The sequence below is a fragment of the Streptomyces sp. NPDC048392 genome (assembly GCF_043200575.1).
Lineage (GTDB): Bacteria > Actinomycetota > Actinomycetes > Streptomycetales > Streptomycetaceae > Streptomyces.
Genome location: NZ_JBICYB010000012.1, coordinates 124,163 through 136,391 on the forward strand (window position 1 = coordinate 124,163; position 12,229 = coordinate 136,391).

Sequence of the window (12,229 nt, forward strand, 5' to 3'; positions counted from 1 at the left end):
GTGTCGACGCAGGTCAGGCGGGGAAAGCCCCCGGCCACGGTCCCGGAGCGGCCACGTCCGTCTCTTCCTCGACCCTGGTGTCGAACAGGCGGAAGCCGCGGCGTTGGTAGTTGTCCATGGCGTGCTCGCCGTCCTTGCTGCACGTGTGCAGCCACACCCGCTCGGTGGTGGCCAGCCCCGGCCAGCGTTCCGCCAGGTCCCAGGCGCGGGCGGTGCCGTACGAGAGGAGGTGGCCGCCGATGCGCCGGCCGCGGAAGGCCGGGATCAGGCCGAAGTACTCGATCTCCACGGTCCCGGCGTCCCCGGGCGTCAGCTCCACGTACCCGGCGGGCGTGCCGCGGTCGTGGGCGACCCAGGTCTCCACGCCCGGCCGCTCCAGGTGCTCCCGCCACCGTGCGTGACTCCAGCCGAGCCGGTCCGTCCAGCGGATGTCGCCGCCGACCGAGGCGTAGAGGAAGCGGCTGAACTCGGGGGAGGGCACCTCGGCACGGACGATCCGCACGTCCCCCTCCGGCGCGGCGGCCGGCAGCAGATCGGTGGGCGCCGTCTGCTCCAGGGACCACGTGGTCACGGCGATGTTGGTCATGCCGGTCAGGGAATCATCCGGTCCGTGAATCTGTCGATCCCGGTCGCTCCGGTGCGTCCGGGGGCCCGGTGCGGGGTCAGTCCAGGGCGTCCTCGATCGAGGTCAGCGGCACCGCGAACAGCATCCGGCCCGACTGGGACCACACCTCACCGGTCCGCGCCCAGTACGACAGGGAGCCCGCCCGGCCGCTCCAGCACCGCTGCGACCGGTCCGACCCGCACTCCGTGGCCCGGGCGCCCTCCGTGTTCTGGCGCCACAGGGTCCCGCGCCCGTCCTGCCCGCCGGCCGCGCGTCCCAGGTACCACTCGGAGCGTGCCGCGCCGGCCGGCCGGTGCGACAGCAGGCCCCCGATCTCGGCCGCCCCGGTCTCGTACGCCTCCACCGCGTTCACGTGCCCGCCGGAGTCCGTGACCGGCAGTCCGGTGCGCTCGGGGTCCGTGGCGGTGCGCAGCGCGTAGCGCCACAGCCGGGTGGGCCGGTCGCCGTCCGCGGCCACCCGTTCGCTCGCCACCAGGCTGTCCGGGGCCGTGCCGCGGTCCAGGGAGATCGCGCCGGGGCGGGCCGCGCCTTCGGTGTCGGAAAGCCGGTAGGAGGCGACCGCGGGCAGCACGTACCCGTAGCCGTCCGCGGCCCAGCCGCCGGGCACCCGTCCGACGGCGTTCGCCGCGGTGGTGACGCGCTGGACCCGCTCCACGTCGTACACGTACAGCGCGTCGCTGTCTCCGGCGGCGGTGGTGACCAGCAGCTTGTCCTGGTACCAGACCATGCCGGTGACGGGGGAGGCGAGCCCCCGGTAGTCGTGGCCGCCGTCCACCGGGACGGCGAGGAGCGCCGAGGTGTAGCCGAGGTCGGCGGGGTCGTCGGCGTCGACGAAGGAGACCCTGGCCAGGCCGCCCTGGGGCATGCCGTCGTCGCGGGACCAGGCCGAGAGGATGACGCGGTGAGTGCCCCAGCGGCCGTCCTCGTCGGCGTCTCCCGAGGTGGTGACCGCGCCGGGGCGCCAGCCCTCGGTGTCGGCGTCGTCCCAGCAGTAGGCGCGTGTGGCGGCGGGGGAGACCGGCAGCGACTCGCGCTCCCCGGCCGTGCAGTCGGAGGACTCGCGCAGCCTGTGGTCGGCGGAGTCGAGCACGGTGTCGACGCCCACCGGCTCGCCCATCGCGGCGGAGAGCCGGTCGAGCCAGGGCCGGGGCACGCGGTGTTCGGTGAGCCGCAGCGCGTCGGTCCCGGCGGCGGAGGTGAGGGGCTTGAGGGCGCCGGGGTCGTCGGCGACCGTGGCCTGCGAGGCGCTGATCAGCGTGGCCGCGCCGGTCAGCGCGAGAGCCGCGCCGGTCAGGGCCGCGCGCAGCGCCCTGCCCCGTCTGCGTCGGCGGTGTCTGCCGCGCTGCTTCATACAACCTCCACGGACAACGGCCAACTGCGCTCGACGGTGGTCGCGTTGACCGAGGAGCGGATGGGGCGGTCCGTAGAGGATGCTACGGCAGGAGGGCGGGTCGGCGGACGCGGACGATGCAAATATGCGAAATCAACCCGCCTTTACGGCCATCCGGGGCGTCCCGGCCGCCCGGCGGGGAGCGGCTTCCGCCGGGACGTGCGGGACGAGTCCCGGGGCCAGAGCCGGGACGCGCCGTGGCGCGCCGTGGCGCGCCGGGACGCGCCGTGGCGTGAGTGTGGGCGAACGTCCGTTGTGAGCACGGGATCTGACGGGGCGGGGGGCGGCGGGCCGGACCGCTACCGCGTTGCCGGTCGACGGCGGGCACCGCCGCCGGTGCGGGGCCGTCCGGCGGTGCGGGGCCGTCCGGCGGGATAGGACCGCCCAGCGGAACAGGACCCTCCGCTGGTTGGGGGCTGTCCGTTGGTACAGGTTCACCTGCCGGCGCGGGACCCTGCGCCGGTACGGGGCTGCCCGATCGTGCGGGGCCGTCCGATGGTGCGCGACCCCGGTACGGCGTCCTCCGCCGTCACGGCATCCGTAGGGACGCCCGGCCCTCCGCCACCGCCGGTGCCGTCGAGTGGGGGAGGAGGTCGCGGGGGTCGGGCGGAAGGAGGACCTCGACCTCCGCGACCTCGCAGAAACGATACGGCCGGTGTTCCAGGTAGGCCCCGAGATACCTCCGTACCCGCGACATCTCGGCCCGGACGGTCACCGTGCGGGCCGGGTCGCCGAACATGTCCTCGGCCAGCCCGGACGCGCTGCGACCGTCCCGGTGCACCGCCAGCAGGTACAGCAACTCCGCGTGCCGCGGACTCAGTTCCCGCACCCAGTCCTCCGCGCCCCCCAGTACCCGTACCGACCATCGGCGCGGCTGCCCGAGGTCCAGCACGATCCGGGTGGCGCCCCGCGGCACCGGCACCGGCCCCGCCGCGGCCCGCACCAGCCAGCCCTCGGCCAGGGGCTCCACGGTGCACGCCCCGAGGACCGGCAGCCACCGCGCCCCCGCCTCCGGCGACTTGGGCAGCACCACCCGCTCCAGGTACGGCATCCCCGTCACCGCCGCCGTCCAGCCGTCCCGGTCAGCCACCAGCGCCCGCCCCTCCAGCCGGGCCAGCACCGGCGCGGCCACCGCCCGCAACCGCTCCAGCGACTGCACGTGCAGCTCCCGCAGCCGGGCCTCGGCCAGCTTGGCCACCGAGTCGACCCACGCCAGCGTCGCCGGGTGCATCGTCTCCAGCGGTCCGCTGACGTCGACCACACCGAGCAGCCGGCCGCTGCGCGGGTCGGTGATCGGCGCCCCGGCGCAGGTCCAGGTCGCCTGGGACCGTACGAAGTGCTCGGAGGCGAAGACCTGGACGGGACGCCGCGTGACCGCCGGAGTCCCCACGCCGTTGGTGCCGACCACCTCCTCCCGCCAGTCCGCCCCCACCTCGAACCCGAGCCCGTCGGCCCGGCGCAGCACCCGCGCGCTGCCCTCCCGCCACAGCACCCGGCCGTCCTCGTCGGCGACCACCATGATGTGGTGGGCCACGTCCGCGACCGACAGCAGCGCCTCCCGCAGCACCGGCAGGACGTGCCGCAGCTCCGAGGACTCGCGCCGCCGACGCACCTCCTCCGGGGGCAGCAGCCCGGAGCGGAAGTCGTGCTCCGGATCGACGCCGCCGCGCAGCATCCGGTCCCAGGACTGCTCGATCACCGGACGCGGGGCCACCGGAGCCCGCCCGCCGGAGAGTCTCGCGGAGCGGACCTCGCTCAGCATCCGGGCCGCACGCGCCACGTCGACGGCGGCGAACTGCGTCACGATCATCGGCGAGAGCGCCACGGGATCTCGTCCTTCCGGAAGCCGGATGTTCGTCTTATAGTGACCGGTTGCCCGCGCCGCGAGGGCACGGTCCGCACACAGCCGACCGCAAGTTGCAACCCCCTGCAACCCTGGTGGACGGCCGTGCGGGTGCCCAAACTTGAACCGCGCCGTCCCGAGCGGCGTACGGCCTGAACGGGCCCGTATGGCGGGGGTGGTGCCGTGTCGGCGCGGCACCACCCCCGCCACGCGCCTGGATCAGGCCACCGGCCGGGCCCGCTCCACCACCGACGCCAGATCCAGCGTGGGCGGAAGCGTGCCGAAGGCCGCGCCCCCGTCGCCGCCCAGCCGCGAGGCGCAGAACGCGTCGGCCACCTCCGGCGGCGCGTACCGCACCAGCAGCGCACCCTGGAGCACCAGCGCCAGCCGCTCCACCAGCCGCCGCGCCCGCCCCTCGGCGGCCCCCAGGTCGGACAGTTCCGTCAGCAGGCCCCGGATCGCCGCGTCCAGCCGGTGATCGGCCCCGCGGGCCAGGCCCACCTCCGTCAGACAGGCGTCCAGCGCCGCAGGCTCCCGCCCCAGCGCCCGCAGCACGTCCAGCGCCTGCACGTTCCCGGCGCCCTCCCAGATCGAGTTCAACGGCGACTCGCGCACCAGCCGGGGCAGGCCGGACTCCTCGACGTACCCGTTGCCGCCCAGGCACTCGGCCGCCTCCACCGCCACCGGCGCGCACCGCTTGGTCACCCAGTACTTGGCCGCAGGCACCGCCAGCCGCAGCAGTGCCCGCTCCCGCTCGTCGCCGTCGTCGGCGGCGTCGTAGGCCGCCGCCAGCCGCAGTCCGAGCGTGGTGGCGGCCTCGGACTCCAGCGCGAGATCCGCGAGGACGTTGCGCATCAAGGGCTTGTCGATCAGCTTCCCGCCGAACGTCTCGCGGTACGAGCAGTGGTGCACCGCCTGAGCCACCGCCTGCCGCATCAGACCCGCCGAGCCCAGCACGCAGTCGAGCCGGGTCGCCGCCACCATGCCGATGATCGTGGGCACCCCGCGCCCCTCCTCACCGACCCGCCGCGCCCAGGTCCCGGCGAACTCGACCTCGGCGGAGGCGTTGGACCGGTTGCCCAGCTTGTCCTTGAGCCGCTGGATCAGGAACACGTTGCGGGTGCCGTCCGCCAGCACGCGCGGCACCAGGAAGCAGGTCAGCCCTGCCGGCGCCCGCGCCAGCACCAGGAACCCGTCCGACATCGGCGCCGAGCAGAACCACTTGTGCCCGGTCAGCTCGTACGCGCCGTTCCCGGCCAGCGGCCGCGCCGACGTGGTGTTCGCCCGTACGTCGCTGCCGCCCTGCTTCTCCGTCATGCCCATCCCGAACAGCGCCCCGGCCTTCAGGTGGGCGGGCCGCAGCTCCCGGTCGTACACCCGGGAGGTCAGCCTCGGCTCCCACTCGGCGGCCAGCTCCGGGTCGGCGCGCAGGGCCGGCACCGCCGCGTGGGTCATCGACAGCGGACAGCAGTTGCCCGCCTCCACCTGGGTCCACATGAGGAATCCCGCCGCGCGCCGTACGTGTCCGCCCGGCCGGGACCAGGCATCGGTCAGACCCGCCGAGACGCCCTTGCCGAGGAGCCGGTGCCAGGCCGGGTGGAAGTCGACCTCGTCGGCGCGGTGGCCGTAGCGGTCGTGGGTGCGCAGGACCGGCGGGTTGTCGTTGGCCTGCGCGCCCCAGTCCTGGGTCTGGAGGGACCCGCAGCCGCGGCCGATCCCGGACAGCTCGGCGAGCGCCTCCTCGCGCAGCTCCGCAGCCAGATGCCGCCCGACGGCCTCCGTCAGGGCCCGGTCGGCGGTGAAGACGTCGTAGCCGGTCAGCGGCGGCGCCTGATTCGTCACGGTGTGGGTACTGCCTGCCATGGTCGTGAACCTACCGTGCCGCGGGACCCCGACGGGCCCGGACGGCGTCGGGAGCGTCCGCGGATGAGTGTCACCCCCGGCGGCGGATACCTTTAGGGCGTGCAGCCAGCAAGCGACTACCCCGAACGGCCCTCGGGCCGGCTCCACCGTGCCCGGGTTCTGTACCGGAACGTCTCCAAACGCAGGACCGCCTGGCTGCTGCTCAAGGACACGGTCAACTCGTGCATGGAGTACCGCATCCTCGGCCTGGCCGCCGAGGCGGCGTTCTTCACCCTGCTCTCGGTGCCGCCCCTGCTGCTGAGCATCCTCGGACTCGTCGGTTACGTCGACGCCTGGATCGGCGCCGACACCACCGCGAGCCTGCGCAACAACATCCTGGACGCCTCCCGCGCGGTGCTCTCCGAGCGGGGCGTCAAGGAGATCACCGAGCCGATCCTGGACGACGTGACCAAGGGCGGCCGGCCCGACGTCATCTCCATCGGCTTCCTGTTCGCCCTGTGGTCGGGCTCCCGCGCGGTGAACGTCTTCATCGACACCATCACCGTGATGTACGGCCTCGACGGCGTCCGGGGCATCGTCAGGACCCGCCTGATGGCCTTCCTGCTCTTCATCGTGGCCCTGCTGATCGGCTCGATCGCGCTGCCGCTGATGGTGGCCGGACCGGACGCCGTGGTGGAGGTGGTGCCCTGGTCGACGACGGTCGTACAGGTGCTGTACTGGCCGGTCGTGATCATCCTGTCGGTGGCGTTCCTGACCACGCTGTACCACGTGTCCGTACCCGTGCGCTCGCCGTGGATCGAGGACGTCCCCGGCGCGCTGGTCGCCCTAGCCATGTGGGTGCTGGGCAGCTTCCTGCTGCGCATCTACCTCACCGGCACCGTCGAGGGGCCCACCATCTACGGCTCGCTGGCCGCGCCCGTCGCGGTGCTGCTGTGGATCGGCGTGTCCGCGTTCGCGGTGCTCGTCGGGGCCGCGGTCAACGCGGCCATCGACCGGGTGTGGCCGGCCGCCGCGACCGCGGCGGCCCGCGAGGCCAACGAGCGGCTGCGCCAGGCCCAGGTCGCCGAGTACGTGGCCCGCACCTCCGCGAACGGCGACAGCGACCCCGACATGCCGTCCGAGTTCCCGGAACGCTGGTCCCGCTTCCTGCCCCCCGAGGACATCACGGCCCGCCTGCGCACCCACGTGAAGAACCCGCCGCCCGCCAACCAGAACCACAGCACCAACGTCAACCACACCCACAACTCCCACCACGCCCACGGCGACGACCACGACAAGCCGGAGGCGTCCTAGCGCCGTGGACGTACTCGTCGGCCCGTCCCTCACCTCCGACGTGTGGGACAACCCCCTGACGCCCCTGCCGACGACGGAGGCCACGCGGGACGAGCCGGGCCGGGAGGCCGTCCTGGACCGGCTCCTCGACCCGCAGGTCATCGCCGCGCCGCGGGCCCGGTTCGCCGGGCCGCCCGCCCAGGCGCCCGCCTGGTACCGGGCCCTGGGCGACCCGGTCGTGGGCCGGGCGCCGCGGCTGCTCCAGGACGACCCGGCCCACCTCTGGGCGACCCGGCCCACCCCTGGTGGGTGACCCGGCCCACCCCTGGACGGTCGCGTCTCTCGCCGCCGGGACCGGGGTCTCCCGCGCCGCGCTCGCCCGGCGCTTCACCGACCTGGTGGGCGGACCCCCGACGGGGCACCTCACCGGCCGGCGCCTCGCCCTGGCCGCCGACCGGCCGCGCGACACCAGGGACACCCTCGGCGCGATCGCCCGCCGGGTCGGCTACGGCAGCCCGTTCGCCCTGTCCCCCGCATTCGAACGGGCGTACGGCGTCAGCCCGCAGGAGTACCGGCCCCAACTCCGGCGTAACCTGGCACGCGTGTACGCGCAACGGGCGTCCCGGCTGGCCGGCGCGGTGGTGTGGACCCACACCCCGACGGAGCCCGGCCCGGGGCGCGTCCTGCCCGACGGGTGCATGGACCTGCTCTGGTACGACGGCCGGCTGCTGGTCGCGGGCCCCGACACCCGTGCGTACGTCACCGACGGCGCCCCCGGCCGCTGGGCCGGCGTCCGCTTCTACCCCGGCACCGCGCCGGCCCTCCTGGGCGTGCCCGCCCACGCGCTGCGCGACCGGCGCGTCGAACTCACCGACCTCTGGCCCGCCACCCGCGCGCGGCGGCTGGCCGCACGGGTGAACGCGGCCCCCGATCCGGCGACCGGTCTGGAGGAGGCCGCGCTGTCCCGGGCCGCCGGCACCGAGCCCCCCGACCCGCTGCTGCGCCGGGTGGTGGCCGCCCTCGACGCGGGGCGCCCGGTCGCCGCCACCGCCGACGAACTCGGCATCGGAGCCCGTCGGCTGCACCGCCGTTCACTGGCGGCCTTCGGGTACGGCCCCAAGACGCTGGCCCGCGTACTGCGGCTGCAACGCGCCCTCGCCCTGGCCCGCACCGGCATGCCCCTCGCCGAGACGGCCGTCCGGGCCGGGTTCGCGGACCAGGCCCATCTGACGCGGGACGTACGCGAGTTGACGGGCGCGACGCCCGGCGAGCTACTCGGACGGAACAGCTAGGTCCCGCGCGGCCAGCGGCGCGAAGAGATCGACGCCGTGGCCGTCGGGGTCGGCCAGCACCGCGTACCGCTGCCCCCAGGGCGCGTCCCACGGCACGCGCTCACCCGGGCTGCCGGCGCCGGTCAGCTCCGCGTAGAAGGCGTCCACCTCGGCGGGTGTGTCGCACAGCAGGGCGAGCGAATGCCGCCCGCCACCGGCCGGCGGCCGCCACCCGGGGGTGAAGGAACGGATGGACTCCTCGGTGTCCAGCAGCAGCCGGATCCCGCCCGGCAGCTCGGCCTCCGCGTGCGGCTGCCCCTCGGACCCCGTGGGGAACGCGAAGCCGAGCCGCCGGTAGAAGTCCACGGAGGCGGCCATGTCGGAGACGATGAGGCCGATGGCGTCGAATCGTGCGGTCATGGAGCCACCGTAGGCAGGACGCGCGGACCCGGTCTTGAAGAAAACGGACGCCTGACGCGGACGCCCGACACGGACGCCCGACACGGACGCTGGGGGCACTCCTGCCTCAGAAGCCCCTCAAGTCCCTTGAAACACAGGAGCCCAGCGCCGACGATGAGCCCATGTTCGGACGCGGCAGACAACCGGAACTCAACGTCCTCGTCCTGCGTGACGCGGACGTCATCGCCCACGGCCTCCGTCAGGCGCTCGCGGAGGCGACACCCGAGCAGCGGCCCGGACTGGAGCGCGCTGCCGCCCTGGTCGAACGGGCCGCCGCGGTCACCGACGCCGAACTGCGCGCCCGCTGGGTCCACGAACGCCTGGCGGCGGCCGGCCACCAGGGCCCCGCCGACTCCGTCCAGGCGGTCAAGGCCCTGCGCGAGGCGGCGCCCGGGCTGGGCCTCGTCCAGGCCGTCCAGCTGACGAGGGACGCCGCGGCACACCACCCCCAGGGCTGAGCGAGATTCCTTCTGTGGAACACCCGTACGGCAGGATGGCCGCATGATTCGTCACGCGCGCGTCCTGCCGGTGTTCCTGCTGGCCCCGCTGCTGCTCACCGCCTGCGGCTCCGAGAAGGCGGACGCCGGGCGCCCGGTGGCCTCCCCCTCGACGGCCGCGCCGGCCGCGGCCCCCGACACCGACACCGACACCGACACGGGCGGACTCGAAGCCCGCGCCCAGGCGATGGGCGTGGCCCCCGAGCTGGTCTACGTCACCGAGGCCCCCGGTTTCACCCTGGCCCGGCAGTCCGTCGGCGTCCTCGGCGACGACGGCTTCTCCGCCACCTGGGTCTCCGGCGAGTCCCACGCGCTCCTGCGTCTCGCCGTCGACCGGGGCACGATGACGGCCGGCACCTGCTCCGGGCAGCCGGTCGGCGCCATGCCCGGCGAGCGCACCGCCTGCGAGCGCGACGGCGACGCCTGGTACCGCACGGGCGCCGGACGCCACGAGTACGCCCTGCCCCGGGAGGGCCACGTCGTGCGCGTCTCCGCCGGCACGGACGCCGTACCGCGCGACGTCCTGCGCGCGGCCGCCCTCGCCACGCACCGCCCCGACGCCGCCGAGGCCACCCGCCTCCTGCCCTCCGCCGAACCCGCGCCCACCGTGCCGGTCGAGCGCGGCGACCTGCCCACGTCCGGCGACGGGGCACCCGACAACCACGTGGACGCGGGCGGCTGACCCGGTCGGTAGGGTGGCCGGAATGGCACCCCGACTGCTTCTCTACACCCGCACCACCGCCTACCGCCACGACTCCATCCCGGACGCCGTGGCCGCCGTACGGACACTGGGGCCGTACGAGGCCGACCACACCGAGGACCCGGCGGTCCTGGAACGCCCGCTCGAGCCGTACGCCGCCGTCGTCCTGCTCTCCACCAGCGGCGAGGTGCTCACCCCGGCCGGGCGCGCCCGGCTCGCCGCGTACGTCGAGGGAGGAGGCGGGGTCGCGGGGGTGCACGCGGCGGCCTGCACCGAGTACGACTGGCCGTACTACGGCGAACTGCTCGGCGCCCGCTTCGAGAGGCACCCCGCCCTTCAGCCCGGCCGGGTCGTCGTCGAGGACCGCGACCATCCGGCGACCCGGAACCTGCCGCCCGTCTGGGAGTTCACGGACGAGTGGTACGACTTCCGCACCAACCCCCGCGGCGCGGTCCGCGTCCTCGCCCGCGCGGACGAGACGTCGTACGAGGGCGGCGGCATGGGCGAGGACCACCCGCTGGTCTGGTGCCGCCGACAAGGCGCGGGCCGCGTCTTCTACACGGCCCTCGGCCATGCCTCCGACGCCTACACCGACCCCGTCTTCCGCGCCCATCTGCGCGGCGGCATCGACTGGGCGGCCGGCACGGCCTAGGCACCCGACGCCAGCCGCGGGCCCGCCTGCGCGGGACGCGCGCCCGCCTGGCGGCGGCTCCGCGCCCGGCTGCCCCGCGCCCGGCTGCCCCGCGCCCGGCTGCCCCGCGCCCGGCTACACCGTGTGCGGCGGCGCCGTGCTCGCCCGTTTCACCAGGCGGGTCGACAGCTCCGTGCGGGTGCTCTCCGGGTGGTGACCGTCCATCATGCGCAGCAGCAGACGCAGGGCGGTGGCCGCCATCTCCGACAGGGGCTGGCGGACCGTGGTCAGGGCGGGGGTGGCCCAGCGGGCCTCGGGCAGGTCGTCGAAGCCGACCACGCTCATGTCCCGGGGCACCGTCAGACCCCGCTCGCCCAGGGCCTCGTAGACGCCGAGGGCCATCGCGTCCGAGCAGACGAACACGGCCGTCGGGGGGACGGGCAGGTCCAGCAGCTCCCGCATGCGGCGGCGGGCGGTGGCCCGGTCGAAGCCGGCGTGGCGGACGTACTCGGGACGGTGGCGCACTCCCGCCGAGGCGAGCGCGGAGCGGTACCCGGCGACCCGCGCGCCGCTGCACAGACTGCGCCGCCGTCCGGCGACGACGGCGACGCGCTCGTGGCCGAGGCGCAGCAGGTGCTCGGCCGCCGTCACCCCGCCCTGCCAGTTCGCCGCGCCCACGGACACCACGCCGGGCGGCGGTTGTACGGCCGGGTCGATCAGCACGAAGGGGATGCCGTGCTGCGCCAGCCAGGCGTACTGGGCGGCGGTCAGCTCGGTCAGGTTGAACAGCACTCCGGACGTGCCGCGCACGACGAGCCGGTCCAGCCGGCCGCCTTCGGGCCGAGATTCCTCCGGTGGCACGGACCGGGGCCGGTTCGGGTCCGCCGAGACCACGACCTCGAGCCCCGCGTCGTACGCCGCCTCCTCCACCCCGTGCAGCACCGCACCCGACCAGGAACTCTCCAGGGAGTGCACGACGAGGTCCACCAGCCGGGGCGCCCGTGCGGTGTCGAAGCGGGGCCGGCGGACATAGCCGAGCCGGTCCAGTGCCTCCACGACCCGGCGCCGGGTCCCGGGCGCCACGTCCGCCTTCCCGTTGACCACCTTCGACGCGGTCGGTACCGAGACCCCGGCCTCCCGGGCCACCACCGCCAGCGTCGGCCCGGCCGACGTGCTCGCACTCGCCGTAGGGACCATCGGGCGACCACCTCTCCGGCCCGTCCGGGGCCCCGGGGACAGAAAGCGCTTCCTATCCTAGGTTCGCCGCGACCGGGCGGGAAGAGTGCGGACGCCGGTCCCGACTACTGCGTGAAGGCGGCGACGGTGTTCAGTCCGGCCTGCCGCAGCGTCCGGTGCACGGCAGGGCGGGCGCCCCGGACGGTGAGTGCGACCGGTGCCGGCGTCCGGGTGACCGTGCGCAACAGCGCGTAGGCGCACGCCAGATCGATGTGCTCCAGCTCGCCCATCTCCAGGATCCACGTCTTCGGCTGCCGCAGCCGCCGGTCCAGAAGCAGTTCCTCCAGCACGCGCAGCGCGGGGGCGTCCAGGGTTCCGGAGAAGACCAGCACGACGTGCTGCCCGTCGGCCTCGGCGATCCTTACGGGTGCGTCCTGACTGGAGCCATGAGGGTCGACGGTCACGACAGCCTCCTCGGTGGCGGATTGCGGGCGTGACCCCC

General features: G+C 74.9%; 13 protein-coding genes and 1 pseudogene. 7 read left to right on the plus strand and 7 right to left on the minus strand.

Going from position 1 to position 12,229, the window contains the following annotated elements; genetic code table 11:
- Positions 1 to 13: 13 nt before the first annotated feature.
- The 4 genes from ACGFYH_RS18425 to ACGFYH_RS18440 all read right to left on the minus strand — a co-directional run bounded on the left by ACGFYH_RS18425 (position 14) and on the right by ACGFYH_RS18440 (position 5,721).
- Positions 14 to 586 (minus strand): GNAT family N-acetyltransferase, encoded by a 573-nt coding sequence (locus ACGFYH_RS18425; RefSeq protein WP_393804173.1) that lies wholly within the window; start codon positions 584 to 586, stop codon positions 14 to 16.
- A 76-nt stretch (positions 587 to 662) separates the two neighbouring features.
- Positions 663 to 1,976, minus strand: coding sequence for a hypothetical protein (locus tag ACGFYH_RS18430; RefSeq protein ID WP_393804174.1), 1,314 nt, complete (start codon positions 1,974 to 1,976; stop codon positions 663 to 665).
- 568 nt (positions 1,977 to 2,544) lie between these two features.
- On the minus strand, positions 2,545 to 3,840 hold the full coding sequence (locus tag ACGFYH_RS18435) for a GAF domain-containing protein (RefSeq protein ID WP_393804175.1): 1,296 nt from the start codon (positions 3,838 to 3,840) through the stop codon (positions 2,545 to 2,547).
- A 237-nt stretch (positions 3,841 to 4,077) separates the two neighbouring features.
- Positions 4,078 to 5,721: an acyl-CoA dehydrogenase family protein gene (locus ACGFYH_RS18440; protein ID WP_393804176.1), complete on the minus strand. Its 1,644-nt coding sequence runs from the start codon at positions 5,719 to 5,721 to the stop codon at positions 4,078 to 4,080.
- Positions 5,722 to 5,820: 99 nt separating this feature from the next.
- Here ACGFYH_RS18440 and ACGFYH_RS18445 point away from each other — a divergent pair, with 99 nt between their 5' ends.
- The 4 genes and pseudogenes from ACGFYH_RS18445 (at position 5,821) to ACGFYH_RS18460 (ending at position 8,285) form a co-directional block, all read left to right on the plus strand.
- The gene (locus ACGFYH_RS18445; RefSeq protein WP_393804177.1) at positions 5,821 to 7,014 is read left to right on the plus strand and encodes a YihY/virulence factor BrkB family protein; all 1,194 of its coding nucleotides are present in this window, start codon (positions 5,821 to 5,823) and stop codon (positions 7,012 to 7,014) included.
- A gap of 4 nt (positions 7,015 to 7,018) precedes the next feature.
- Complete coding sequence (locus tag ACGFYH_RS18450) at positions 7,019 to 7,306, plus strand: hypothetical protein (protein WP_393804178.1); 288 nt, start codon at positions 7,019 to 7,021, stop codon at positions 7,304 to 7,306.
- 85 nt (positions 7,307 to 7,391) lie between these two features.
- Positions 7,392 to 7,508: pseudogene (locus tag ACGFYH_RS18455) on the plus strand (AraC family transcriptional regulator); the annotation flags it as partial.
- A complete protein-coding gene (locus ACGFYH_RS18460) occupies positions 7,482 to 8,285 on the plus strand; it encodes a helix-turn-helix domain-containing protein (RefSeq protein ID WP_393804246.1) in 804 nt (267 codons plus the stop codon). The pseudogene ACGFYH_RS18455 and the gene ACGFYH_RS18460, both read left to right, overlap by 27 nt.
- Here the strand turns inward: ACGFYH_RS18460 and ACGFYH_RS18465 are convergent.
- Complete coding sequence (locus tag ACGFYH_RS18465) at positions 8,265 to 8,684, minus strand: VOC family protein (protein WP_393804179.1); 420 nt, start codon at positions 8,682 to 8,684, stop codon at positions 8,265 to 8,267. The two genes, ACGFYH_RS18460 and ACGFYH_RS18465, sit on opposite strands and share 21 nt — an antisense overlap.
- 161 nt (positions 8,685 to 8,845) lie before the next feature.
- On the opposite strand from ACGFYH_RS18465, the gene ACGFYH_RS18470 reads away from it, so the two are divergent.
- The 3 genes from ACGFYH_RS18470 to ACGFYH_RS18480 are packed head-to-tail and all read left to right on the plus strand — an operon-like array spanning position 8,846 to position 10,572.
- Positions 8,846 to 9,181 (plus strand): hypothetical protein, encoded by a 336-nt coding sequence (locus tag ACGFYH_RS18470; protein ID WP_393804180.1) that lies wholly within the window; start codon positions 8,846 to 8,848, stop codon positions 9,179 to 9,181.
- A 43-nt stretch (positions 9,182 to 9,224) separates the two neighbouring features.
- The gene (locus tag ACGFYH_RS18475; protein ID WP_393804181.1) at positions 9,225 to 9,902 is read left to right on the plus strand and encodes a hypothetical protein; all 678 of its coding nucleotides are present in this window, start codon (positions 9,225 to 9,227) and stop codon (positions 9,900 to 9,902) included.
- A gap of 22 nt (positions 9,903 to 9,924) precedes the next feature.
- Positions 9,925 to 10,572, plus strand: coding sequence for a ThuA domain-containing protein (locus ACGFYH_RS18480; RefSeq protein ID WP_393804182.1), 648 nt, complete (start codon positions 9,925 to 9,927; stop codon positions 10,570 to 10,572).
- A gap of 114 nt (positions 10,573 to 10,686) precedes the next feature.
- On the opposite strand, the gene ACGFYH_RS18485 is transcribed toward ACGFYH_RS18480, so the two are convergent.
- Together ACGFYH_RS18485 and ACGFYH_RS18490 are read right to left on the minus strand one after the other, a co-directional pair.
- Positions 10,687 to 11,748: a LacI family DNA-binding transcriptional regulator gene (locus tag ACGFYH_RS18485; RefSeq protein ID WP_393804183.1), complete on the minus strand. Its 1,062-nt coding sequence runs from the start codon at positions 11,746 to 11,748 to the stop codon at positions 10,687 to 10,689.
- 104 nt (positions 11,749 to 11,852) lie between these two features.
- Entirely contained in the window at positions 11,853 to 12,191 is a 339-nt protein-coding gene (locus ACGFYH_RS18490) for an STAS domain-containing protein (RefSeq protein ID WP_393804184.1), read from the minus strand.
- Between the last annotated feature and the right edge of the window lie 38 nt (positions 12,192 to 12,229).